General features: G+C 31.9%; 23 protein-coding genes. 8 read left to right on the top strand and 15 right to left on the bottom strand.

The features are described 5' to 3' along the window. Positions 1-21 precede the first annotated feature (21 nt). On the bottom strand, positions 22-654 hold the full coding sequence (gene aat, locus AAON49_RS13590) for a leucyl/phenylalanyl-tRNA--protein transferase (RefSeq protein WP_349555356.1): 633 nt from the start codon (positions 652-654) through the stop codon (positions 22-24). A gap of 14 nt (positions 655-668) precedes the next feature. Then, a complete protein-coding gene (locus AAON49_RS13585) occupies positions 669-2,048 on the bottom strand; it encodes a short-chain fatty acid transporter (protein ID WP_349555355.1) in 1,380 nt (459 codons plus the stop codon). 107 nt (positions 2,049-2,155) lie between these two features. Here AAON49_RS13585 and AAON49_RS13580 point away from each other — a divergent pair, with 107 nt between their 5' ends. Further along, entirely contained in the window at positions 2,156-2,770 is a 615-nt protein-coding gene (locus AAON49_RS13580) for a YqaA family protein (RefSeq protein WP_349555354.1), read from the top strand. 18 nt (positions 2,771-2,788) lie between these two features. After that, positions 2,789-3,028, top strand: coding sequence for a DUF1456 family protein (locus tag AAON49_RS13575; RefSeq protein ID WP_349555353.1), 240 nt, complete (start codon positions 2,789-2,791; stop codon positions 3,026-3,028). A 10-nt stretch (positions 3,029-3,038) separates the two neighbouring features. Here AAON49_RS13575 and AAON49_RS13570 read toward each other — a convergent pair whose 3' ends face one another. After that, the gene (locus AAON49_RS13570) at positions 3,039-4,664 is read right to left on the bottom strand and encodes a mechanosensitive ion channel family protein (protein WP_349555352.1); all 1,626 of its coding nucleotides are present in this window, start codon (positions 4,662-4,664) and stop codon (positions 3,039-3,041) included. A gap of 102 nt (positions 4,665-4,766) precedes the next feature. On the opposite strand from AAON49_RS13570, the gene AAON49_RS13565 reads away from it, so the two are divergent. Further along, positions 4,767-5,252 carry a hypothetical protein gene (locus tag AAON49_RS13565; protein ID WP_349555351.1) on the top strand — a complete coding sequence of 162 codons (486 nt, stop codon included), beginning with the start codon at positions 4,767-4,769 and terminating at the stop codon, positions 5,250-5,252. Between the two features lie 54 nt (positions 5,253-5,306). On the opposite strand, the gene AAON49_RS13560 is transcribed toward AAON49_RS13565, so the two are convergent. From AAON49_RS13560 to AAON49_RS13540, 5 genes are read right to left on the bottom strand one after another with little or no spacing between them, the layout of a single operon-like run. After that, a complete protein-coding gene (locus AAON49_RS13560; protein ID WP_349555350.1) occupies positions 5,307-5,822 on the bottom strand; it encodes a gamma carbonic anhydrase family protein in 516 nt (171 codons plus the stop codon). A 14-nt stretch (positions 5,823-5,836) separates the two neighbouring features. After that, the gene (locus tag AAON49_RS13555; protein WP_349555349.1) at positions 5,837-6,370 is read right to left on the bottom strand and encodes a hypothetical protein; all 534 of its coding nucleotides are present in this window, start codon (positions 6,368-6,370) and stop codon (positions 5,837-5,839) included. A 1-nt stretch (position 6,371) separates the two neighbouring features. Continuing rightward, positions 6,372-7,103, bottom strand: coding sequence for a LytR/AlgR family response regulator transcription factor (locus AAON49_RS13550; RefSeq protein WP_349555348.1), 732 nt, complete (start codon positions 7,101-7,103; stop codon positions 6,372-6,374). An 11-nt stretch (positions 7,104-7,114) separates the two neighbouring features. Beyond that, entirely contained in the window at positions 7,115-9,391 is a 2,277-nt protein-coding gene (locus AAON49_RS13545) for a tetratricopeptide repeat-containing sensor histidine kinase (RefSeq protein ID WP_349555347.1), read from the bottom strand. Next, on the bottom strand, positions 9,384-10,115 hold the full coding sequence (locus AAON49_RS13540; protein WP_349555346.1) for a carboxypeptidase-like regulatory domain-containing protein: 732 nt from the start codon (positions 10,113-10,115) through the stop codon (positions 9,384-9,386). Before AAON49_RS13540 ends, AAON49_RS13545 begins: the two co-directional genes overlap by 8 nt. Positions 10,116-10,357: 242 nt before the next feature. Between AAON49_RS13540 and AAON49_RS13535 the strand changes: the two genes are divergently transcribed. After that, positions 10,358-11,488: a vWA domain-containing protein gene (locus tag AAON49_RS13535; RefSeq protein ID WP_349555344.1), complete on the top strand. Its 1,131-nt coding sequence runs from the start codon at positions 10,358-10,360 to the stop codon at positions 11,486-11,488. Positions 11,489-11,550: 62 nt separating this feature from the next. Here the strand turns inward: AAON49_RS13535 and AAON49_RS13530 are convergent, their stop codons facing one another. Genes AAON49_RS13530 through AAON49_RS13520 form a run of 3 tightly spaced genes read right to left on the bottom strand, consistent with a single transcriptional unit; the run spans position 11,551 to position 15,255 of the window. Further along, positions 11,551-12,399, bottom strand: coding sequence for a glucosaminidase domain-containing protein (locus AAON49_RS13530; protein WP_349555342.1), 849 nt, complete (start codon positions 12,397-12,399; stop codon positions 11,551-11,553). Beyond that, positions 12,396-13,334, bottom strand: coding sequence for a 1-aminocyclopropane-1-carboxylate deaminase/D-cysteine desulfhydrase (locus AAON49_RS13525; protein ID WP_349555341.1), 939 nt, complete (start codon positions 13,332-13,334; stop codon positions 12,396-12,398). Before AAON49_RS13525 ends, AAON49_RS13530 begins: the two co-directional genes overlap by 4 nt. Before the next feature lies 1 nt (position 13,335). Then, the gene (locus AAON49_RS13520) at positions 13,336-15,255 is read right to left on the bottom strand and encodes an ABC-F family ATP-binding cassette domain-containing protein (protein ID WP_349555339.1); all 1,920 of its coding nucleotides are present in this window, start codon (positions 15,253-15,255) and stop codon (positions 13,336-13,338) included. Between the two features lie 161 nt (positions 15,256-15,416). Here AAON49_RS13520 and AAON49_RS13515 point away from each other — a divergent pair, with 161 nt between their 5' ends. After that, the gene (locus tag AAON49_RS13515; protein WP_349555338.1) at positions 15,417-15,575 is read left to right on the top strand and encodes a hypothetical protein; all 159 of its coding nucleotides are present in this window, start codon (positions 15,417-15,419) and stop codon (positions 15,573-15,575) included. 60 nt (positions 15,576-15,635) lie between these two features. Here the strand turns inward: AAON49_RS13515 and AAON49_RS13510 are convergent, their stop codons facing one another. Then, positions 15,636-16,934 (bottom strand): T9SS type A sorting domain-containing protein, encoded by a 1,299-nt coding sequence (locus AAON49_RS13510; protein WP_349555336.1) that lies wholly within the window; start codon positions 16,932-16,934, stop codon positions 15,636-15,638. A gap of 70 nt (positions 16,935-17,004) precedes the next feature. Between AAON49_RS13510 and AAON49_RS13505 the strand changes: the two genes are divergently transcribed. From AAON49_RS13505 to AAON49_RS13495, 3 genes are all read left to right on the top strand, one after another. Beyond that, positions 17,005-17,385, top strand: a complete 381-nt coding sequence (locus tag AAON49_RS13505; RefSeq protein ID WP_349555335.1) for a DUF983 domain-containing protein — start codon at positions 17,005-17,007, stop codon at positions 17,383-17,385. A gap of 98 nt (positions 17,386-17,483) precedes the next feature. Then, positions 17,484-19,499, top strand: coding sequence for an ATP-binding protein (locus tag AAON49_RS13500; RefSeq protein WP_349555333.1), 2,016 nt, complete (start codon positions 17,484-17,486; stop codon positions 19,497-19,499). A 2-nt stretch (positions 19,500-19,501) separates the two neighbouring features. Then, positions 19,502-20,134 carry a response regulator transcription factor gene (locus AAON49_RS13495; protein ID WP_349555331.1) on the top strand — a complete coding sequence of 211 codons (633 nt, stop codon included), beginning with the start codon at positions 19,502-19,504 and terminating at the stop codon, positions 20,132-20,134. A 314-nt stretch (positions 20,135-20,448) separates the two neighbouring features. Here AAON49_RS13495 and AAON49_RS13490 read toward each other — a convergent pair whose 3' ends face one another. The 3 genes from AAON49_RS13490 to porM all read right to left on the bottom strand — a co-directional run bounded on the left by AAON49_RS13490 (position 20,449) and on the right by porM (position 24,011). Continuing rightward, complete coding sequence (locus AAON49_RS13490) at positions 20,449-21,504, bottom strand: NAD(P)/FAD-dependent oxidoreductase (RefSeq protein WP_349555329.1); 1,056 nt, start codon at positions 21,502-21,504, stop codon at positions 20,449-20,451. A gap of 74 nt (positions 21,505-21,578) precedes the next feature. Beyond that, a complete protein-coding gene (gene porN, locus AAON49_RS13485; RefSeq protein ID WP_349555328.1) occupies positions 21,579-22,436 on the bottom strand; it encodes a type IX secretion system ring subunit PorN/GldN in 858 nt (285 codons plus the stop codon). Positions 22,437-22,454: 18 nt separating this feature from the next. After that, positions 22,455-24,011 carry a type IX secretion system motor protein PorM/GldM gene (porM, locus tag AAON49_RS13480; protein WP_349555327.1) on the bottom strand — a complete coding sequence of 519 codons (1,557 nt, stop codon included), beginning with the start codon at positions 24,009-24,011 and terminating at the stop codon, positions 22,455-22,457. Positions 24,012-24,028 lie beyond the last annotated feature (17 nt).

The raw sequence follows: 24,028 nt of genomic DNA, 5'->3' as shown, positions 1-24,028 counted from the left end.
TATTCTTAGCGATAAAATATTTTACTTGCTAATCTCTAAGTAACGTAGAAACTCATCTCTTGGAATCTCTCTAGCTCCTAAACTAGCTAAATGGTCATTGTATACCTGACAATCGATTAATTTGTAATTGTGAGATTTAATAAGGTGTATGAAAGCTATTTTGGAAGCATTAGACACCTTTGAAAACATACTTTCTCCACAAAACACATTCCCCAAATCAACACCATATAAACCTCCTACTAGCTCATCTCCTTTCCAAACTTCAAAGGACTTAGCATGACCCAATTCATATAATTGTATATATGCTTTTTCCATATCATCAGTAATCCAAGTACCTAAACCATCATTTCTTTTTATGCTTTTACAATTTCTTATAACTTCTTCAAAAGCTTGATTTACTGAAATTGTAAACTCTTCTTTTCTTAGAATTTGCTTCATAGATTTGGAAATTTTCAATTCTTCAGGAAACAAAACCATTCGTTCAGGCGGACAATGCCAGAGAATAGGATATTCTTCAGAGTACCAAGGAAAAATTCCTCTCTTATATGCATGCATTAGACGCTCTGGAGATAAATCACCTCCAACAGCAATGATACCTTCTTCAGAAGTAGATTCATAGGAGGGAAATTCGATCTTATTACTTAACCAAATCATGAAATACTCTTCAATTAAAACAGTAATAGTCCTACAATATAAATAGCACTTCCTACAATCATAGCAATTAATGTGTATGGGAGAATCTCTTTAGCTTTTAATTTGGTAATCCCTAATAACGGTAATGCCCAAAAAGGTTGTAACATATTGGTAATTTGGTCTCCATAAGCCAAAGCCATAATTGCTTTATTTAAAGGAACTCCTAATTTTAACGCAGATTCAACAACAATTGGTCCTTGTACAACCCATTGACCTCCTCCACTTGGCACAAAAATATTAACCAATCCTGCACTAAAGAAAGTAAAAATTGGCAATGTGGTTGCATTGGAAATCGATACAAAAAAATCGGAAATTTGTGTAACCATTCCCGAGCTACTCATGATTCCCATAATCCCAAAATATAAAGGGAATTGAATTAAAATTCCTGAAACATCAGAAATAGATTCTCCAACAGCTGTAGTAAATCTTTTAAAGCTTCCATGTAAAATAATTCCTAACCCGAGCATGAAAAAATTGATCAAGTTTGGTGTTATTTTCAACATTTTGATATCGTCAAAATATCTATAGGAAAAAGCGATGATGATAATTACACCAAATGCTATAGCTAATATTTTAGAACTATCCAATTTTTCTGCTTTCGTATTTGCCTTTTCATCAGTGTTCATTTGATATTCTGGTAAATCAATTTTAGTTGGGTTGGCTTTTTTTCCCAGCCAAAAGAACAATCCTGAAATCGTGGTTACTACCACTATAAAGATTATTAAGTTAGACAAGCTGAATATAGTTTGACTGTAGTTGATGGTTTCTGGAAGCTGACTCAAAATTTCAGGTGATGAAATGTCTTTCATGATACTGGCGATATGTCCATCTTCATTAATTTTAATTGGTGCGGACCCTGAAATTCCTCCATGCCATACCATTAACCCCATATATCCTGCTGCGCCTACAATTGGGTAGTTTAATTTGATATTATTTCTTTGTGCATGTTCAGCTACTTTTCTGGCGAGTAATGCTCCAAAAATCAATCCCAATCCCCAATTAAAAAAAGCTACCAACATTGTAGTACATGCAACAATAGCAGCACTTGTTGCTGTATCTTTGCAAAATTGAGTTACTTTTAAAATTGCATTGCTAATGGGTTTGCTTAGAACTAACACATGACCTAGCACCAAAATCAACATCATTTGATAGGCAAAAACTAATAATCCATTGGTCCAAATTCCTTGTTCCCAAAATTGTAAAATATCCCCAGTATAATCTAAGATTCCAACATCTGAAGGTCTTGTAAAAAACAATGCCAGAAGAATTGTAAGAAGTGTCAATAAAATAGCAATCGTAAAAGGTGATGGTAAATATTTTTTAAAAATATTTTCAATTGCCTTGGTAATATTCATTGGGTAAAATTTGTAAGCTAAATTAAAAAGAAAAGTTAATAATTAATTTTTCTTACACATAAGATAATTTTCCTTCTTATTTTTGCGTTTCCGTTCGAAAAGAAGCGATGAAAACAAAAAAGAAGAAAAAATCGAGAACTAGGTTATTACATCAGTATTATTCGTATACTGGTTTTTACTCTTTCATTGGAAGAAGCTTAAAAAAAGCTGCGCTACCAATTATTCTTATAATTGCTGCATTATATATTATCAATAAGTATGTTTTTACAATTGATGATGGTTTGCAATTACTCACAGAGTCTTTTTCTACAACTGGAGTTTTAGTTACTTTTTTTATTTCTGAAACTTTGCTAGGATTGATTCCGCCTGAGATTTTTATTGGTTGGTCTAAAAAGACAGCTGATCCTATTTTAAATCTTTCTATTTTGGCAACACTATCCTACATAGGAGGAATTATTACTTTTTTTATAGGAAAAGCCACTTTGAGAATTCAAGCGGTAAAAAATTACTTAGAGGTTAAAATGGCTAAGCATTTAAAAAACACCAGTAAATGGGGTGGTTTTTTAATCTTGATTGGAGCTTTACTACCTATTCCGTTTTCTATTACTTGTTTGACTGCTGGTATGATTAAGTATCCTTTAAAAGGAGTTGTACTTTTTGGTTTATTTCGTTTTCTTCGTTTTGCCTTATATGCTTGGGCCATCTTTAGCGTGGTAAAATAAAACACTTATCTTTAATCTATGGCATTAACAAATAACGATATTTTTAAAAAATTACGTGTAGCTCATAAATTACGAGATGATGACATTGTAAAGATATGTGCTTTGGTAGATTTCAAAGTATCAAAAAGCGAACTAGGTGCTTTCTTTAGAAAAGAAAATCATCCAAAGTATATGGAATGCGGAGATCAAATCCTACGTAATTTTTTAAACGGATTGATTATCCATTTAAGAGGCCCAATGCCAGAAAAGAAGAAATAAACTCTTTAGTTTATTCTTCTTTACTTATTTTGTCTTTAAACTCCGCAACTGTTTTTTCAATCACATCATTGATTCTTTTTTCATCAGAATCATACGACATTTCTAATGATTTTTTCTCTGGAAATTGCTCAATCATTACTGTTGTAGATGGAAATGCAAAATCAACACCTAAGTCTTTTGCTAACTTTACTATAGCAATATGAATTTGATGTCTTGATTTTTGCTCTGCTGTCCATGCTAAATCTTTTAAATACATGTTCATCAATATTAACAAAGCAGAGTCTCCAAAACCATTGAACTCTACAGTATAGTTATCAGATTTTGTATCAGGATGAGCTTTAATTATTTCTCTCACACCGTTTACAAAAGCTTCAATAAGTTCTGGCGGCGTATCGTATCTTAGCCCTAACTGTGTATTGTATCTTCTGTATAAACGTAAACCACTATTGTTGATTACAATTTCTGAAAGCTTGCTGTTTGGAATTTGAAATACAGATGTATCTGCTGCTCGAACACGAGTAGATCTAAAACCAACTTCTTCTACTGTTCCTACAACACCACCAGCCTCAATCCAATCGCCAATATGAAAAGGCTTGTCTACAAAGATCATCACTGTTCCTATCAAATTTTTAACAGTATCTTGTGAAGCAAAAGCTATAGCTAAACCTCCAATAGAAGCACCTGCTAAAATTGTTGTAGGATCTGCTCCAAAAAGAACTAAGAGTCTAAACGCTCCAATGATAACAATAATAACTGTGGAGAAATTTTTCAGAATTGGAATTAACTGATCATCTAATTTTCCTTCTGTTTTTTCGGCATATTCTCTATACAAGCTAATTAATACTTGTGCGAGTTTTAAGAATACATAAATCCAGAAAATGGTGGAGGCAATATTAATTGCTAAAAAGATCCACTTATTTGTTTCTAGTCCAAACTGCAACGAAGGAAAAATACGATCTATTAACCACAGAGATATTAATAAACTAATAGGATGCGCCAGTTTTTTTAAAGCAACATTGATGTCGCTACTTCTGTTTCTTGTATATCGAAACAAAATCCTTTTTAACACAAAAAATGCCAATCTCTTCGCTACAAAGAAGACAATAAATGAGACTAGTATTAAAAGAACAAAGGCAATGTACTGCCAAATTTCAATAGAGAACAACTTTTTATGTCCTGCCCCAGGAACTATTTCTTGAATCTTATCTATATACCATGGAAATACCTCTTCGTATAATAGGTCTATGTTATTGACTGTTTCTTGCGAATAGTACCAAGAATTTCCAATTCTTTCTACAGATATTAAGGGCATCCTTTCAGGAAAAAGAACAAACTTATGCTGAACTGCGTAGCCAACTGTATCACTAAAAGCTGAATCTATTGGAATCTTATTAAAATCAACTTGTAATCCTTTTCCATCTAAAACTCTTTTTATCTTGATGGCAATATCTATAGCTTCCTCTTCATCTTTACCATAGATAGTCTTTGCAGATTTTTTAGGTTCATTTGAGTTATTCTGTAGAAAATAAATATGTGTATAAACCGTAGCTTTGGGGTTAGACAAATCTACCTGAACATTTCCTTGAGCAAAAGAAAAGAAAGGGATTAGCAACCATAAAAACAGGAACTTCTTCATTTTTTCAACTGTTAATCATCTGTTAATTAAGACCCCAAATTTAAACCTTTTCTGTTTTTAGTGGTCAAAAAAGCATAATAAATAAACAAGGTAACTTAGATTATGAAAAAATTAGCAAGCGTATTGGTTTTAGTTTTTGCATTTACTTTAACTACACAAGCGCAAAAAAAACGTAAGAGAATGCAAAAAGAGAAAATGACTGTAGAGCAACAAGCTACTTTAGCGGTTAAGAAAATGGCTTTACAATTAGATCTTACAGATGCTCAGCAAAGAAAATTAAAACCTCTTCTTACAAAGCAAATCTCTGAACGTAGAGCACAGTTTGAAAAAATGAAAAAACTGAAGCAAGAAAAGAAAAAAATGGAGGCAAAGCAACGTTATGAAAAAGCAAATGAGATGCTTGACAAAAAGTTAGCTTTCAAAAAAGAAATGAAGTCTATCTTAAATGCTGAACAATACGAGAAGTTTCAAAAAATGAGCAAAGTCAGAGAAAGAGGAATGAAACAACGTATGATAAAGCGTAAAAAAATGGCTTATTTAAAAAAGAAGAAAAAAGAAAAGAAAGAGAAAGAAGAAAAAGATAATTAGTTTTGAGTTGATTATAGTTTGTAAAAGCTCGGTTTTGGTTGGCCGAGCTTTTTTTTATTCTTTAAACCAACTAGAATACTTCACGTAGTTGTTAGCAATTCTATTGATCTCTCCAGAAATTAATTCTTCTGAAATATCTTTTACTTTTTTGGCGGGTACTCCAGCATAAATACTTCCAGATTCTACTCGCGTGTTTTTGGTAACAACCGCTCCAGCTGCAATAATAGAATTACTTTCTACGACACAATCATCCATAATAATGCTTCCCATACCCACTAAAACATCATCTTCTATCGTACAACCGTGTACAATTGCATTATGTCCTATAGACACATTGTTTCCAATATTGGTAGGTGATTTTTGATAGGTAGCATGAATCACTGCTCCGTCTTGCACGTTCACTTTGTTGCCCATTTTTATATAATGTACATCTCCGCGAATTACCGCATTGTACCAGATACTACATTCATTTCCCATGGTTACTTCTCCAACAATCACAGCGTTTTCTGCAATAAAACAATCTTCTGGAATTTGTGGATGCTTCCCATTAACAGGTTTGATGATTTTCATAATTCTATTTCTATTTAATGTAAAATTATAGTTTCAGTTTTTTTCCTACACCAATCTATAACCTTGTCTTTTGAATTAAACTCTATGTGATAAGTTATAACTTCAACCTTACTATTTAACTGATATAAATTTACAAAAACTCTATCTTGATTATTTCCTTCGATATGGGGATAGCTTATAAAGAGTTTCGGGAAATTTCCCTTTTTTCTCTTCTTTATCTTAAACTGCTTAGTATCGATTTTTGAAAAATCAAGTTCGAGGTTAGGCGAGTTTAAATTGTATTGTTTTTTTAGGTAACCGCTAATAACTTTAAATTCATTATTATTTTTCCAAACAATGTTCTTTAGACAATCTGGCACAGCAAATGAAAAATTGTTTGGATGGTAATCATCAAACCATTTATATATTTTAATTTTCTTTTTTACGGGAAATTTCTGCAATACTTCAGTAGCGTAAAAATCAAATGCCAGTTGCTCGTAGAATGCTTTTTCTTGAGAAAAGAAAAAGTTATGTATGAATAAAAATAAAACTAATAATAATTTCCTCATATCATTTAAAATAAGACAACAAAGCTCCTTTTTTTGAAGAAGAAACCAAAATTTCTTTTCCATTAGAAACAATTACACTTCCTCCTTTTCCTTTTTTGTACTTGATGATTGAATTGATATTCACTAAATACGATTTATGAATTCTTGCAAAATCATATTCGGAAAGTGCTAATTCAAAATATTTTAAGGTTTTACTTACCAGTTTTTTTGAATCTAATAAATGAATTTCTGTGTAATTATCATCGGCCTTGCAAAAAACAATATCGTTAACATCCAAGACTTCAAATCCGTCTTGTAGTGGAATGGTAATTTTTCCTGATGCTTTTGAAACTTTGGGTGAAAGTATTTTATTCTGAAGATCGTTTTCTCGCTCTTTGATTTCGGCAACATGATTCACTGCTTTTATTAACTCATCTATAGAAATGGGTTTTAACAAATAATAGGATGCATGATTGTTTAAAGCTTCTATCGCATAATGGTCATAAGCAGTTACAAACACAATTTCAAATCTCCTGTCATTGATTTTTTCAAGCAAATCAAAAGCATTTCCAAAGGGCATTTCTACATCTAAAAACACTAAGTCTAATTCGTTCTTTTGAATAAGATCGTAGGCTTCATTAATATTACTAGCTTCTCCTAATAGTTCTACATTTGGACAATATTTACCAATATAGTTGCTTAAAATCTCTCTACTTACTGCTTCGTCTTCTACAATTATAGCTCTTAACTTCATATTTCTTCTTTTTAATAGTTTCTTTTCAACACAACTTCTACTTTGGTTCCTGTTCCGTCTTCATACAAATCTGAAACTGAAATGTCTATTTTATCTTGATACATATCATTAAGGATAGAAATACGTTTTTTAATGGTACTCATTCCTTTTGATTTTTGCTTCAACTGATTTTTTGTTTTTAACTCTTGTGATTTTTTTCTTCCAACTCCATCGTCTTGAATTACAATGACAATAGAATCATTATTATTCTCTTGGATATTGATTTCTAAATTCCCTTTTTCTTCTCTATAACGTAAGCCATGCCATATGGCGTTTTCTATATACGGTTGTAACAACATTGGAGGAATTGAGTATTCATCTAAATCGATGGTTTTGTTTACCGTGATGTTATAATCAAATTTCTCTTTAAATCGATTGTGTTCTAATTTTACATACAACTCTAATAGCTCTACTTCTTTAGAAAACGGAATAAAATCTTCATCTGAATTTTCTAAAACTGACCTCATTAATACTGAAAATTCTGACAAATAGCGATTGGCATTCCGTTCATCATTTACCGCTATAAAACTATTAACTGAGTTTAAGGCATTAAAAATAAAATGTGGATTCATTTGGGATCGCATCGATTTTAGAGCTAGCAGATTATTGGTTAATTTTTGTCGTTTATTACTTCTAGAAAGTAAATAAGCAAATATTACCATAGCTAAAATTCCTACCAATAAAGAATAGATGATATATTCTTGCAGTTTGGTTTTTTCTATACTCAATTCTGCCAAGGAGATTTTATTGTCATTTAAAGCCTTATCTTTTTCTAAACTGACAATCCTATTGTTTTTTTCTGAAATTCTTTTCGCCAAACGCTTGGACTGTTCTATTTCCTGTTCTTTTCTAACATATAAAGTATCTACAAGATCTACATACTCTCGATATGTTTTGTAGGCTTTGTCATACTCCCCTACATTATCATAAACTTCAGATAGTTTTCTTGTTGCATCTTTTTTTACAACCAAATCTTCGTTCTTATCGGCATCCTCTATACTTTTCTTTAAAAAAGGAATGGCTTCTTTATAATCTTCTTTTTCTACCAAAGCTCGCCCAATTTTATAGTTGATTGACTGAGGATTGATTATCGTATTTAATTGATTATCGACAAATTTTTCAGTGTTAAAAGCACCATTAGATATACTTAATGTATCATTGTTTGATTCTATTTTAACTCCATCAGCAATAACTAGTGTAGAATCATTTAAGAGTTTTGTTTGCAAAAGTGCCTCCTTTCTTAAATCGATCTCTTTATCAAACTGTTGTGTTTGATTAAAGTAGTCGGCTACTTTATCTTTCTCTTCTAAGGATCTAACGGTATTTTCTTTTGATGCCAAACTCAATGAATTTTTAAACTGCAAGTTGGCTTTCGGGATATTTCCTTGGGCTACAGAAACGTCTCCTAATTTTGAGTTTATATCCGTAATTTTTGAAGTAATTTTATTTTCTTCAGCAATCTGTAATGCTTTGTTATAATTACGAATAGATAGAGCAAATTCTTTTTTCTGTAAGTAAATATCCCCTAAAGTTTCATACACCAATATCTTTTCAAACAGTCCTAAATCATCGGTCTTTATTGCTAATAAATAAGTTTCAGCTTCGTTAAAGTCTTTAAACGCAATGGCTGCTTTTATAAGCTGTAGTTTGGTTCTTTCGTCATCTCTATATTTTAATGAGTTTTTGTAATCAGAAATGGCTAAATCATACTGCATCCATTCAAAATAAATATCTCCTAGCAACCTATAAGTGGCAGCATTTCTTCCATCACCATAATCTTCTTTGAGTATATTTTCAATAAAAGAAAGGCTTTTTTCGATGTTCTTTTTCTTGTAGTAATTAGCAGAGTCTAAGTTGACAAAATATTGATCTGCTTCCGAATTGTATTTAACTTTCCTTTTATAATTTACACCATCTCTGTATAATTTACTGTCTTTGTTTTCAACTACTTGCACCTTAATGTCTTCATTAGATTTTATTCGGTAGAATATAGTTTCAAAACCTGGGTGCCAAACAACTAATTCATCGTTTACTCTTGCTTTTACTGGATAGTAATTTTTGATATAACTAAAAGGGAAAGTTTCTCCATTTACATACACATAAGCTGTTCTTATGGGTTGTTCTGTTGTTTGGTCAACCACACGAACAGGTACTTCAAAAACAGCTTTGCTAGAAATTACATTATTCTGAGCGATAAGCACTTGAGAAACACAAAAGAAAAAAAGTACTATGTTAAATCGTTTAATCATTCTTCTTTACTCTATTCTTATTTTTTCTTTTAAATAAATTTCCAATTCTCTTAAAAATATTGGGTTTCTTTTCTACAACAACAAATCCAACAACTCCTCCTAAAACTGTTTCATCCTCCTTCATTATCAAATTAAATTTCTTTCCTCTTTTGATGGAGTCCAATCTTACCTCTTCAGTCTTGAAGCCAAGATAAGAAAATACCAAAGTATCATTTTTATGAATCTTCTTGTTGATTTTAAAAATAAAATTACCGTCTAAATCAGTTTCTACACCAATTGTTGTCCCTTTTAAAATGATTGCTACTCCTGGTAATCCTCCAGAAATATCAGCTACATTTCCTTCAATTACTAGAGAATCTTTTTTGATCAAACTCTTACTCGTATTTGCATTGGGTTTTAATTGAACTTTTTCAACTTTTACTGGAGCACCTTGAGAGTAAGCTAGTTCTGAATTTCCCAACATTGCAACTAAAGCAACTGAAGCAGCCACTTTTGAAAAATTTGATGCGCTGTTTACCGCTAGTTCTTTATCTAATTGTTCTTTTTTAAATCTACCACACAGATTACTATTATTTTGAATCTTATTCACCAATTGTTGGTCTGTCATTTGAGTGAAATCAACAACTACTTTTTTACAACTAGCACAAAACTTTCCTTTTTCAGTAGGACTCATCTTGTTCCAATCTTCATGACAGGGTTTTGGTATTTTAATTTCAAATTTCATAGTGATATGCTTTTTCTGTGATAAACATACACACAAATAATTGTCCAAAAAAATCGGTTTTCTTGCAAAAAGGGCTGTTTTCAAGCTATTTTATGCCCTTGGCTAAACTAAAAATAGATTTTACTCATTGAAAAGACTCGTTCACTCATTCTGAGTTTTTTTTACAAAAAGTTGGCCCTAATATTGAAGTGTCAATGCTAACAAACCAAACTTTTCATCATTCATCAAAAAACAAAAAAATTATGAGAACTAGAATGTTAAAAGTGATTACTGTTTTTCTTTTAGGAATCTCTGTTGCTTCTTATGCAACGAACGATCCGAAGAACGACAAAAAGAAAAAGCAAACAATTAAAGTTGCTTTGTTGCTAGACACGAGTAATAGCATGGACGGATTAATTAATCAAGCCAAAGCTCAATTATGGGAAATTGTAAACGAACTTTCTTATGCTAAATATGGTATAAAAAAACCTGATTTAGAAATTGCTTTGTATGAATACGGAAATGACCGATTGGAATCGTCTGACGGGTATATTAGACAGGTTTTAACATTTAGTAGCGATCTGGATGAGATTTCCGAAAAACTATTCTCTCTAACTACTAATGGCGGACAAGAGTATTGTGGACAAGTAATTGATTCTTCTTTAAAAGGATTAAAATGGGGTAAGAATAAAAACGATTTACGATTGATTTTCATTGCGGGAAACGAACCTTTTACGCAAGGAAAAATCAACTACAAAGAAGCTATTGCTGACGCAAAAGAGAAAGATGTAATCATCAATACGATTTACTGTGGAGATTACAACACTGGAATTTCTGGAATGTGGCAAGATGGGGCTGAGTTAGGCGGTGGAGATTATATGACTATTAATCATAACAAAAAGATAGTTCATATCGTAACACCGTATGATGATCAAATCATCATTCTGAACAAAAAGTTGAACAAAACATACATCTACTTTGGTTCTAAAGGCAGAAGCAAATATGCAAATCAGGCAATTCAAGATACCAATGCCGAAAAATTAGCAGCTCCAGTAAGTGTAAAAAGAGCCGTGAGTAAAAGCAACAGATTGTATAACAATTCTGCTTGGGATTTGGTTGATAGATCTGAAAAAGAGGAAGTAGATTATTCTAAAGTAAAAAGAAATCAACTTCCTAAAGAATTGCAAAAAATGTCTGATGCTGAGTTAAAAAAATATGTTGAAAAACAAAAAAAGATTCGTTCAGAGATTAAAACAAAAATCAATGAATTGAATAAAAAAAGAAGAGCTTTTATCGCTCAAAAACAAAAAGAATCTTCTAAAAAGAACGAATTAGAAAGTGTTATGATTAAGGCCATAAAAAAACAGGCTATGAGAAAAAACTATTCATGGTAGAATTGAATATGTTAGTTGTTTGGTTAGGATTCGCGGAGGCCCTCTTAGTCTTCGCGAATTTCTTATTTAACAACAAGTTGTTGTCCAATTGACAAATTGTTGCTTTTTAATTTATTTAGCTTTTTTAAAACTTCAACAGTGGTTCCAAATTTTTTAGAAATAGAGTACAACGTATCTCCTTTTTTCACTTCGTAATACTTGACTGAATTCTTAACCTTTTTCTTTTTTTCAGGTTTCTTGTCTTCTTTGACAACTCGTTTTCCTCTTCTTAAGTCTTTTTTAGAAAATTTATCAAACTCATATAGTTTGTAATCTTCAATAATTTTAATCAATTTCTTTGGATACTTTCTATCTGTAGCATATCCTGCTTTTTTTAAACCTCTGGCCCAGCCTTTATAATCTGTTCTTCTTAATTTAAATAGCCCAGCATACCTTTTTCTTGAGCTTAAAAACTTTGAGTGATCTTTGTAGGAACTTTCTACATATTTATATTTTCTAAAGCATTCTCCTTTTTCATCATCGTCGTGGTAAACTCGCCCACCTTTCCAGCCAGTATGGCATTTGATACCAAAATGATTGTTGGATTTTGAAGCTAATTGACTTCTTCCGTTTCCAGATTCTAAAATTCCTTGTGCCAATGTTATGCTAGCTGGAATTTTGTATTCATGCATTTCCATTACTGCCAACGGTGCATATTTTCTGATGTAATTGAGTGAGTGTTTGTTTAAAGATTTATTTCCTCTTTCTAACTTTCTAACATGTTGAATTTGCTTAACCGAAGGTAAATTTTTAGTTTTCGATTCTGTTACGGTAACCTTTTGTTTTTTCTTTTTTGTTGTAACTCTTCTACTCGAACTACAACTTGCTAAAAACAATGCCGCTAGCAAAATAAAAAGTGACCGTATTCTCATAAATCTATTTTTAGATCTTTTCCCTTTTTTTCCAGTTGTTGGTTAAACCCTTTTATTCCTTGCAATCCTCCTGTATGGATCATAAGTATTTTTGAATTGTTTGGTATTTCTTCTTTTCTAATCATCTCTAAAATCCCAAACATCATCTTTCCTGTGTAAATTGGATCTAAGGGAATTTTTGTTTGTTGTTTGAATGTATTGATAAATGAAATTAATGATTCGGAAAATTTTCCATAACCACCAAAGTGATATTGATCAACTAAGTTCCAATTATCTCTATCAGCAACAAAACGCTTCACTTCATCATTTAAAAAATTTCCTTTCAATGCGGGAAATCCAATTACTTTTTGATGCTTTCCAGTTGAACGAATCAATCCAGAAATCGTTCCTCCAGTACCCACGCAACAACAAATATAATCAAACTGAGCGTCTTCATTTGTTAAAATTTCTTCACAGCCTTGTATTGCTAATTCATTGGTTCCTCCTTCTGGGATCAGGTAAAACCTTCCATATGTAGACTGTAGTTCATTCAAAAATTCTGGGGTTGTTTTTTGCCTATACTTATCACGAGAGATAAACTCAAGCTGCATTCCATTTTCATAAGCTTTTTTAAGCGTAGCATTAGAGAGGAAGGTTTTTTCTAAACTCTCTCCTAATTCTTCACCTCTAATAATTCCAATAGTTTTGAAACCAGATACCTTTCCTGCTATCGCTGCAGCAAGAATATGGTTAGAAAATGCTCCTCCAAAAGTTAATAAGGTAGTTTGGGCTTGCTTTTTAGCTTCTTGAATATTGTATTTGAGTTTTCGAAATTTATTTCCAGAGACATCTTGATGAATTTGATCTTCTCTTTTGATGAACAACTGAATGTTTCTTTCTTCCAATTCAGGCAAGAAAATTTGTTGGTTTTCTGTTCTAATTGGATGTGTAAACATTCTAAGAAAAATTAGTTACTTCTTCTTCAGCTAATTCCCATTCTTCCATCAATTCATCATACTTTTTCTTTTTGGATTTATAATCTTCAAAAAAGTTTGGTTGGCTAGAGACTTCATCGTAGTTCTCTGCTAAGGCAATATCTATTTGCTGAATTTCATTCTCAAGATCACTAATTTGGGTTTCTATCTTAGATAATTTATTTTTAAGTTTTTTCAACTCTTTTTCTTGCTCACGTGATAACTGATATTTTTCTTTTTGAGAACTTTTCTTAGTTTCCTTTATTACCGTTCTTTTTTCAGCTTCTCGTAAACTTTCCATTTTATGAACCTCCAAAAAGTAATCAATATCTCCTAAATATTCTTTGATGACTTTGTCTTTAAATCCATAAACTTTATCTGTTAAACCTTGTAAAAACTCTCTATCGTGAGACACTAAGATTAAGGTTCCTTTAAAGTTTTGTAGTGCTTTCTTTAATACCGTTTTAGAAGCAATATCTAAATGGTTAGTCGGCTCATCCATGATCAATACATTGAATGGCGATAATAACAATTTACATAAAGCCAATCTATTTCTTTCTCCTCCCGAAAGCACTTTTGCTTTCTTATCTACAGATTCGCCACTAAACAAAAATGCTCCTAGCATATCACGAACTCGAGCTCTATTATTATCATCTGCAGCATCTTCCATGATTTCTACTACCGTCTTTTCGGGCGGCAAATATTCAGATTGATTTTGTGCAAAATATCCAATCTCTACATTATGTCCTAGTTTTAAATTTCCATCGAAAGGAATTTCTCCAACCATCATTTTTGCCAAGGTAGATTTTCCTTGACCATTCTGACCTACAAAAGCAATTCTACTGTTTCTCTCAATTAATAAATCTACATTTTGAAGCACTTGCTTATCGCCGTAATTTTTTGCTAAATTTTCTGCTTCAAAAATGATTTTTCCTGGATCTTTAGAAACGTTGAACCTCACATTCATGGTTGCACTCTCATCTTGATCTACCTCTATACGTTCTACCTTATCTAATTTTTTAATAAGCGATTGCGCCATAGAAGCTTTACTAGCCTTTGCTCTAAACTTATCAATCAATTGCTGTGTTTGTTTGATCTCTTTTTCTTGATTTTTGAAGGCTTGCAATTGCTTTTCTTTGATATCTTTTCTCAATTCTAAAAACTGAGTATAAGGCTTCTTATAATCGTATATTTTACCTAAAGATATCTCTATAGTTCTGTTCGTAACGTTGTCTAAAAACATTTTATCGTGAGAGACCAATACTATTGCTCCAGCATATGATTTTAAGAAGTGCTCTAACCAAATAATCGATTCGATGTCCAAGTGGTTAGTTGGCTCATCTAAAAGTAAGATATCATTATTCTGAAGTAGCAATTTTGCCAGTTCAATTCGCATACGCCAACCACCAGAAAAGGTATCTGTAAGTTTATCAAAGTCTTCTCGTTGAAACCCTAGTCCTTGAAGAATTTTTTCAGTATCACCTTGGTAATTATATCCTCCTAGTAATTCGTATCTCTCAGTGAATTCATTTAAATCAATGATAAGTTGATTATACCCTTCACTTTCATAATCTGTTCTAGTGGCTAATTGTTCGTTAATTTCTTCTAACTTTTTCTCAATCTGTTGAATCTCTTCAAAAGCTTGATAGGCTTCTTCTAGTATAGTTCTTCCATGAACAAAATCGATGTCTTGACGAAGAAATCCAATGCGGATGTCTTTATCAAAAGCCATAGTTCCTCCACTACTATCTATATCTTTAGAAAGAACTTTAAGTAATGTAGATTTTCCTGCACCATTTTTACCAATCAATCCAACACGATCTCCTCGGTTGAGTTTAAAAGTAATTCCTGAAAATAAATCTGTACCCGAAAATGTAACGGTAAGATTGTGAACATTAACCATGTATCATGAAAAATTTTAATCACACAAAACTAGGTAAAAGTAATTAATCAGTAGTTATTTTCTATCTAAATAAAGGGTGTATTTCCTTAAAAAGGAAATAGTAAAAAAAATAGTTTTACATAACTATTAGCGCTGCAAATAATTTATTGAAGTTTCAAAAAATGACACATCAAGATTTCAATCATATTTACTACAAATTCACTGGAAATAAAAGAGGTATTAAGCCCTCAGATTCTTTAAAGACAACTGGAGAAGAATTAAAAGACTTTCTAGAGTTCGCTATAGATTCATTTGATTTAAATAAAAAAGAAACTCCTTAATTCTGTGAGAAATTTAGTCCCTTAATTAGTTTTCCATGTAGCCCGCAATTCTATTGTGGGTTATTTTTTTATAAATTTTGTAGACTGTCTTCCTGTATTGTTATGAAAATTCAAAATATACATTCCAGCAGAAAGATCACTTACGTTAAACTCATAGTTTTTTGTACCTCCAGAAACATCTGAAATTCTATCTCTTGCTAATTGCCTGATTAACTTTCCTTGAATGTCATACAATTCAATTACCATATTGTCATTAAATCTGTAAGTGATAGTAAACTTTAATAAATCTTCAACTGGATTTTCAGAAAGCTCTACTTTCAGTGGCAATCTTTCTCCTAGCACATCATCAGTAGATAATGTTGCATCAGAATATCTGTAAACTGTTGTTCCTGCCCCAAAAGCATAAGTATTATTAACAACAAAAATTCGATTTAAGTTTCCTCCAACACCAATATTTGTCCAATTATCTCCGCCATCAGTTGTTTCCATGATTCCCACATCTGAACCTCCCATCCATCCATGAGTTTCTGAAATGAATCCTACAGCTTGAATATCGGCTCCAGGAACATTTTTCTCAGTCCAATTAACACCTGCATCTATTGTTTTTATTAATCTTCCTGAACTTGTAGCAGCTTGTTGTACTGCGCCAAAAATTGTATTTCCACTAGACCCTTCTAATATTTGTAACTTCCACACAAACTCTCCGGCTACTCCTGAATTGTATACTTCTGTCCAATTGGCTCCTCCGTCGGTAGTTTTAATAACAATTCCTCCTGTAGCGCTTTTGCCTGCTGCATATCCTAAATTTTCATCTACAAACTCTACTTCCACTAAAGCTGTTGCATGAGCAGACATGTCAGTATGAGTCCACGTAACTCCACTGTCGGTAGATTTTATCATCACTGCTGGCTCTCTAAATTCACCTACTCCATAAACTGTAGAAGTTCCTACAGCTTCAATTCCACAAATTCCCGAAGGGTTAGGACTAATACCAGTTACTTCAGCCCAATTGGCCCCTCCATCTGTTGTTCTATAAAATTTTCCTTGAAAAGTTCCTATGAATCCAATGCTTGCATTTAAAAATTCAACATTTCTAAAATACAAACCTCCACCTGGTTCTAATGTGTTTCCATCTGTTTGCAATGTCCAGTTTGCTCCACCATCAGTTGTTTTATAGATGGCAGCATAAAAACCATTAGCTGCCCAACCGGTATTTTGATCTAAAAAAAAGACATCATCATAACGTTGCCCATTAGCAGGGTCATTGGTTATTGATGTAATTGCCTCCCATGCGAACTGAGCATTAACTGACAAAAAAGTCAGTAAAAACAAGGGTAGTAAGTAATATTTTCTTTTCATTTTTCAGTATTTTTGCAGTAAATATCTTGCTTAACGTAAAGGTATAATAAATTCTAACTTAATTACCATCATGTTTAAAAAAGGGGAAAAATCTTATAGCATCATCAAAGGGAAATGTCCGCAATGCCATGAAGGTAATTTTTTTGAATTTCCTTTTACATTCAATCCTAAAAAGATAACTAAGCTTCATCAATCCTGTTCTGTTTGCGGATTGAAATACATGATAGAACCTTCTTTCTTTTATGGTGCTATGTATGTAAACTATGCTATTACCGTAGCGATTTCAATTCTAACTTTTTTAATCACAAAACTTGCTTTAGATCTTTCCATGCTTCAATCTTTTGCGGCTATTATTATCGTTTTGATTTTATCAGCTCCTATAAACTTGAGGCTATCCAGAATTCTTTGGATAAATATGTTTGTTAAATACAAATCACCTTTGAAAAAATAGATTATTTACTTATAAATCTGTTATTTTAAAAATAGGTGTTGACACGTACGTATTAATACTTATTTTTATTAATATTTGATTACCAATACCATAACTTCATGAAAATTAAGCACATAGTTACTGTTATTGCTTTGCTATGGTCTGTTTTTTCTTTTGGGCAAGCTAAGACTGTTTACTTTCAAAAGATAATAGATACTACATCCAATAAGACCTTAAAACTATCAAGTATTGATAGTTTAATTCAGATATATAAAAAAGACCATAATGATCTTTTACATGCAGAATATGCAGAAAAATATATCACTCTAGCCTTAAAGCTAGAAAAATATGAGAGTGCTATAGAAGCAGGTATTCATGTTTTTTACACAATCAACACCAGGCTAGGTCAGCGAGAAAGAGCATTGACAATTATAAGAAAACTTGAAAAGTTTATTGATAAAACTAATGATTCCTATTTAAAAGGTGGATTGTATTTAAAAAAAGGAGGCGGTTATTTTAATGGAAAAGATTTTGAAAAAGCGATTGATTATTATTCTTTAGCTATTAATCTTTATTCTGACAAAGACTCAATACACAAAGCTGATGCTATTTTTTTTAGAGGTCAGGCTCATTTTGAAATTGGTGATTTTTTGAAATCTGTAAATGATTACAAATTAGCTTCAAAATATTATGAAACTCTTGGCGACAAAGAGTATACTTTTTATACTCTCGCAAGTATTATTAGCATTTATGGAGCTAATGGATTTACAGAAAAAGCTATTATAGAAAGAGAAAAACTTATTCAAAAGAAATTAGATCTTAATTTTTTGCATGGGCTATCAGTAGATTACTACAACCATTATGCTTCCTATAAAAAAACAAACAACAAAGAAAAACAAAAAGAAAACCTATTAAAAGCATTGGAGTACTCTCTTAAGAATAAAAACGTTCAAAAAAATAGAGTCTCAATTTATGCTGCTCTATCTAAATTTTATTCTAGTATTGATTTAAATAAGTCGAAACAATATTTAGATGATGCAGAACAACTTGTCTTGCAAGAAGACAAAAACACGATAAGTTATAAAAGGTATCAGTTAGCTAAAGCTTATTATCTATCAAAAACAGGACAAAAAAACAAAGCCATATCTATTTATACTGCTAGTTTACGAGATCAAGAAAAATTCAAAAACTCTTCTTCTATTCTTGATATTAACCGTAGTCTTTCGGAAATTTATCTTGAAAAAGGAGATCATAAAAAAGCCCTTGAACACCATACAACTTATACGAACATCAAAGATTCTATTTTTAATAGAACAAAAACCAACGCTTTAGCTTATTATCAAACCTTGTATGAAACTGAAAAAAAGGAAGCTGAAATTCAAAAGCAAAAAAATGACATCGATTTTCTAGCAGCACAAAACGAAAATAAGAGGCGTTTAATCATTTTTGGAGGGATTGGTTTGTTCTTAACTTTTCTTATCATTTTATTATACAGAAACAGAAAGCATCTTCAAAAAAAGAATCAGCTTCAAACACATTTTTCTCAAAACCTTTTAATGTCTCAAGATTTAGAAAGGAAACGTATATCTAAAGATCTACATGATAGTTTAGGACAAAGTTTGTTGATTGTAAAAAACAAAATTCCACAGGAAAACAATGATGCGAAAGAATTACTAAACAATGCAATAGAAGAAATGAGAAGTATTTCAAGAGTGCTATACCCCTTGCAATTAAAAGAACTGGGAATTACGTCTGCTATTCATAATCTCTTAGAGCAATTAGATGAGAATTACCCAGATACATACATCTTTGGAGATGTAGACAATATTGATGGTATACTCTCTAATGAGCAAGAACTAAACCTCTTCAGAGTTATTCAAGAATGTCTTTCAAATATCATCAAACACGCAAAAGCTAAATCGGCTAAGCTTCAGGTAGAAAAAGACGAGAATCAAATCGTGATGACTTTACAAGATAATGGTGTAGGCTTCGACTTTTTAACTAAATTTAAAAATCTAAAAAGTTTAGGTTTAAAAACAATTAAAGAACGCGTTAGGTATTTAAATGGTGTTTTAAAAGTTGAATCTTCTCCTGGCAGTGGTTCTGTTTTTAAAATAATTATACAAACTACGTAAAGATGATACGACCCTCAATATTTATTGCTGATGATCATCCTATCCTTATTAAAGGATTAAAAGATCTCTTAGTAGAAAAAGGTCATGAAGTAGTAGGAACGGCTACAAATGGTCAGGCTGCAATGAATTTTATTTTAAAAAACAACCCTGACATAGCAATTTTAGATGTAGAAATGCCTTTTCTAACTGGAATTGAAATTGCTAAAGCCATACAAAAGAACAATTGTAAGACTAAGGCTATATTAATAACACTTCACAAAGAGGTAGAGCTTTATTTGCAAGCTAAGAAAATAAATATTTATGGCTATCTATTAAAAGAATTTGCTTTGGAAGAAATTGAAAAGTGCATTCAATCTGTCTCAGAAAATAAACCCTACTTCAGTGAAAAAATAAAGAATATGTTGGGTTATACTCAAGAGTCTAAAAACATTCTTAAGGAGTTAACAATGACTGAAAGAAGAATTGCTAAACTCATCTCTCAACATAAAAGCAATAAAGAAATAGGGCATTTATTATTTATTTCTCCTCGTACAGTTGAAAAACACAGAAGCAATATTATCAATAAATTAAATTTAGAGCGAAAAACCGGTTCACTTAGTATTTGGGTTCAAAAAAACAAGCATCTTTTTCGTTAATTACTTGATTTTGGGTATTAATACTTACTGTTTTTTGATTTTTTTTTCGTCAATTTGAGTGTTGCTCGCAACATAACTAATTACATGATCCCCTATTTATTAATCTTTCACTTTTATGATCACAATCATCAATAAAATAAAAGAAAAAATAAGAAGAAATAGGGAAATGAGGCAAGCTAATAGTAGCAGTAGAATGCGATACTATTTACATAAAACTAGATCTCAAAGACATAGTAGCAAACACATTAATCTTCATTAGGGGGTAGATTGATATGACCTTAAATACACATTTTAAGCTACTAAAAGCCTTATTTCTATTGAAGTAAGGTTTTTTTATATCTGGATATAGAAATTTCTTTACTAATTTCTTCTCCATTTTCTAAATGTTTATACAACTCTTTGGCTAGAGAAGGAGCTATCATAACACCTCTAGTTCCCAAACCATTAAATACAACCAATTGTTTGTATTTTGGATGTACACCTACTAAAGGTCTTCGGTCTTTTACTGTTGGTCTTATTCCTGCTGAATGATCCACTATTTGATAAGGAACATCAATTACTTTTTTGAGTTTATCTATAAGTTCTTGTTTTCCTTCATCTGTAGGAGTAGATGTTTTGTCTTTCCAATTAAATGTAGCGCCCACCTTATACAAATCGTCGCCTATAGGCAAAATAAACAGGGTAGATTTCACTAAAAACTGTATGTTTAGGTTTGGGGCATGAATGGTAATTAACTCTCCTTTCGCTTCATTTAACGGTAAGTAGTTAAAGAATGGATTTTGTTTTAACCCAAATCCTTCACAAAAAACAATTTGTTTTGCTACAATTCCTTTATACGTAGATGATGAATCAGTAAAAGCAATCTCAGAATGATTAAACTTTTCATATTTGATTTGATCTTTTTCTTCTAATCTTTTCCTATAGAACTCAATAAGTTTATGAGTATCTATTCTTCCGGTTTTGTAGACTTCTCCAAAGCCATAATCTCCAATAATTCCGTTTACCTTTTCCTTCAAAATCTTTGGATTCATAAATTCTGAAAGAATTGGCTTGTCTGATGCTATATACCAGTTGTTCTGGTCCTCTATGCTTTTAAAAACTTTTCTAGTAGAAAACTTGTAATCTAGATTAGATCCCAATTTCTTTTCAAGGGAATGATAAAAAGGCAGTGCTATTTCTAACTGCTCTTTTGCATTCCATACAGGAGTAAATCGTTTTAAAATTACAGGATTGTAAACTCCTCCAGCCACTAAAGATGATGTTTGAGAATGGTCTTCAAAAACCACAAAGCTTTTGTTGTTTTGACTCAATTCTTCTGCAAAGGCTAATCCTGCCAATCCTAAACCTACGATAATATAATCTACTTCCACAATTCAAAAATACTGTTTTCAATAAAAAAAGCGCTTCGATAATCGAAGCGCTTTAAATTATATTGTATATAAAACTAATAGTTCCACATATCAATTTCTCTGTTTCTAATATTTTCTTTGATTCTATCTGCTTCCAGTAACTGGAACAATGCATTTCCTCTAATATAATCTGCAATCTTTCTATTTCCGTAGATGTTTTCCTCCCGGACTATTACAGAACTGAATCTCCGTGCATTTAATAAATGGTCAAATGAAATAGGTTGAGAAGCGTTTTTAGGGTTAAAAACCTTAGCATCATGTAACACTTGTCTTGCTTCAGGATAGAAAATCCAAAAAAGCTCATACAATTCATCATCTTCTATATCTGGTAAACCAAGAGTTAAAACATCTTTCCCCATAGGAGCAATAGCTAAGAGTCTGTATTTTAACTCACCTTGACGTTTGTCAAAATACCACATCCCTTTCATCATGTATCCTTCTATGTCTTGCGTTTGAATTCTAAACGTATCTGGGAAATTATTAGTAACACGAATGTTTACTAATTTCTCATCAATCTCTGTGCTAGCTACTTTAGATGTAAAGAAAGAATCAGAGTATACATTTTCTATATCTCCTTTTCTTATCGCTTTTAAAAGCGTATCAAAAAGAGATCTTCTATCATTAGAAATATTAGCAGTATCAATAGGGAAATAATAAGGAAGATTGATCTTTTGATTCAAATCTACAAACTCCCACACTACTTTAGACCATAAGATGTCTCTTTCATCGATATACCCATAAGATAACGGTGCATCGTTATCTGCCGCTATTTTCTCGGCAGTTTTCTTTCCAATTTGATCTACTTTAGTAGCATTTAACAAATTGGCTTGCGCGCCCATATAACCTGTGGCTAATAAAGCGATAACAACTGTATAAAAATGCTTCCTAATCATACTACTTCTATTTTTCTTCTAATTTGTAATCTGTATACTTACAGGTAAAACCTTTTTAAGAGGTGTTCTTTTAGTTTTTTCAATCGCTTTGATATCAAAAATAGTAATTACATCACCTCTTCTTGCTTTCGCCAAAATTCTTTTTGCACGAGCATCAAACTGACTTCCGTTTACTTTTACAGCTAATTGTCCTGGTACTTTTACAGTAAATCCTTGAACTTCTAATTGTAAGTCAAATACAAAGTCTGGTAACTCAGCTTTGATTGGCGTATTATTTAAACTTGATTTAGGCATAGGTACTACACCAAAGTCTCCACGAACAGTTCCTGCTGCTGCTGGAATGTCTTTAATTCTAAATACCTTAGGTGTATTAATGGTTTTACCACTACTTAATTTAGCGGAAACATTAATTCTTACCTCATCTCCAGCTCCTGGATTTAAGATGTATTTTCCTAAACCAGTTCTTGTTAGCTTATTACTTCCAGGTACACTTGGAGAGATATCCTTATCTCCAACTCCTGGAACAGAAATTGAAATTGGATTGTCTAATCCACGATATACCACATTCATTTTATCAGCTGAGATTACTGCTTCACTTGGCTCAGCAATTACTGAGTAAGAACTTTCGAAAGGTACATCAATTGGTTCTCCATCTTGTGTAAATGTAATTTTACCTTTTATATCATGACTACCAACACTTCCTGCGGGAACATCAACAATTACCTGACCTGCCTCTATTTTAGTGTAATTCCTACCATTTAAGATAACTTTTTCAGGTTTCAAGGTAGCATCATAACGTCCTAATACAATTTTACCAGTTACTTTTTCGCCAGCGAAATATGCGTTTTTATCTAAGGCTACAATTCCTTTATAATTGGTTAAAGATACTTCGCTTTCTAATTGGCCTCCTAAAAGATTGGTATAAATTTCAGCTTCTGTATTCTTGATATCACCTTGAATTTGCGTAATGTTTGCCAAGGTAGTAATCATAGGCATTCCTTCATAACGACTACGTATCCACGGAATATCTGGTGTACCTTCTTCTCCAGAAGGTTCATCAGACGTATCAAAACGTTTATTGATATTAGTAATTAAGTCAGAATTAGCACCGCTTCCTAAAATTCCTAGAACACTTGTTCTATAGTTATTAATTTTATCTAAAAACTCTTTACCTTGTGGTGTATTTCCATCTCCAGCAAAGAACATTGCATCTACTCTATCTGATCCACTCATCGATTCGTAATTATCTAAATCTTCTGGGTCTGTATCTGATAAAATAGAATCTTTTAGAGCTCCTATATAATTGTAAAAATCTGTAGACAGCGTATTAATTTGTTTTGCTTTGTTGTTAAGCTCTCCAAATTTATCAGGTTGATCTGTAGCTTTAGTACTAAGGTTACTTAAGATATTTGTAATATTTGTAGACGCCGCTTGATTGGTGTCTTCAATTTTTTCTTTCATAAATCCAAAAGACGACAATACCTTTTTGTCCATTTGCATTGCTAACATTGCAATGAAAACGAGGTACATTAAGTTAATCATCTTTTGCCTTGGGGATAATTTTCCTCCTGCCATGTGAATTAGTTTTTTAA

The sequence above is a fragment of the Pseudotenacibaculum sp. MALMAid0570 genome (assembly GCF_040151415.1).
In the GTDB taxonomy this organism is placed as follows: Bacteria; Bacteroidota; Bacteroidia; order Flavobacteriales; family Flavobacteriaceae; genus Polaribacter.
The sequence above is the reverse complement of the archived record's forward strand: the minus strand, read 5'-3'. Positions and strand labels throughout refer to the sequence as shown.

What these genes read in the sequence shown, in the direction of transcription:
- aat (WP_349555356.1), bottom strand. Translation starts at nt 654, where the DNA reads ATGATTTGGTTAAGTAATAAGATCGAATTTCCCTCCTATGAATCTACT.
- AAON49_RS13585 (WP_349555355.1), bottom strand. Translation starts at nt 2,048, where the DNA reads ATGAATATTACCAAGGCAATTGAAAATATTTTTAAAAAATATTTACCA.
- AAON49_RS13580 (WP_349555354.1), top strand. Translation starts at nt 2,156, where the DNA reads ATGAAAACAAAAAAGAAGAAAAAATCGAGAACTAGGTTATTACATCAG.
- AAON49_RS13575 (WP_349555353.1), top strand. Translation starts at nt 2,789, where the DNA reads ATGGCATTAACAAATAACGATATTTTTAAAAAATTACGTGTAGCTCAT.
- AAON49_RS13570 (WP_349555352.1), bottom strand. Translation starts at nt 4,664, where the DNA reads ATGAAGAAGTTCCTGTTTTTATGGTTGCTAATCCCTTTCTTTTCTTTT.
- AAON49_RS13565 (WP_349555351.1), top strand. Translation starts at nt 4,767, where the DNA reads ATGAAAAAATTAGCAAGCGTATTGGTTTTAGTTTTTGCATTTACTTTA.
- AAON49_RS13560 (WP_349555350.1), bottom strand. Translation starts at nt 5,822, where the DNA reads ATGAAAATCATCAAACCTGTTAATGGGAAGCATCCACAAATTCCAGAA.
- AAON49_RS13555 (WP_349555349.1), bottom strand. Translation starts at nt 6,370, where the DNA reads ATGAGGAAATTATTATTAGTTTTATTTTTATTCATACATAACTTTTTC.
- AAON49_RS13550 (WP_349555348.1), bottom strand. Translation starts at nt 7,103, where the DNA reads ATGAAGTTAAGAGCTATAATTGTAGAAGACGAAGCAGTAAGTAGAGAG.
- AAON49_RS13545 (WP_349555347.1), bottom strand. Translation starts at nt 9,391, where the DNA reads ATGATTAAACGATTTAACATAGTACTTTTTTTCTTTTGTGTTTCTCAA.
- AAON49_RS13540 (WP_349555346.1), bottom strand. Translation starts at nt 10,115, where the DNA reads ATGAAATTTGAAATTAAAATACCAAAACCCTGTCATGAAGATTGGAAC.
- AAON49_RS13535 (WP_349555344.1), top strand. Translation starts at nt 10,358, where the DNA reads ATGAGAACTAGAATGTTAAAAGTGATTACTGTTTTTCTTTTAGGAATC.
- AAON49_RS13530 (WP_349555342.1), bottom strand. Translation starts at nt 12,399, where the DNA reads ATGAGAATACGGTCACTTTTTATTTTGCTAGCGGCATTGTTTTTAGCA.
- AAON49_RS13525 (WP_349555341.1), bottom strand. Translation starts at nt 13,334, where the DNA reads ATGTTTACACATCCAATTAGAACAGAAAACCAACAAATTTTCTTGCCT.
- AAON49_RS13520 (WP_349555339.1), bottom strand. Translation starts at nt 15,255, where the DNA reads ATGGTTAATGTTCACAATCTTACCGTTACATTTTCGGGTACAGATTTA.
- AAON49_RS13515 (WP_349555338.1), top strand. Translation starts at nt 15,417, where the DNA reads ATGACACATCAAGATTTCAATCATATTTACTACAAATTCACTGGAAAT.
- AAON49_RS13510 (WP_349555336.1), bottom strand. Translation starts at nt 16,934, where the DNA reads ATGAAAAGAAAATATTACTTACTACCCTTGTTTTTACTGACTTTTTTG.
- AAON49_RS13505 (WP_349555335.1), top strand. Translation starts at nt 17,005, where the DNA reads ATGTTTAAAAAAGGGGAAAAATCTTATAGCATCATCAAAGGGAAATGT.
- AAON49_RS13500 (WP_349555333.1), top strand. Translation starts at nt 17,484, where the DNA reads ATGAAAATTAAGCACATAGTTACTGTTATTGCTTTGCTATGGTCTGTT.
- AAON49_RS13495 (WP_349555331.1), top strand. Translation starts at nt 19,502, where the DNA reads ATGATACGACCCTCAATATTTATTGCTGATGATCATCCTATCCTTATT.
- porN (WP_349555328.1), bottom strand. Translation starts at nt 22,436, where the DNA reads ATGATTAGGAAGCATTTTTATACAGTTGTTATCGCTTTATTAGCCACA.
- porM (WP_349555327.1), bottom strand. Translation starts at nt 24,011, where the DNA reads ATGGCAGGAGGAAAATTATCCCCAAGGCAAAAGATGATTAACTTAATG.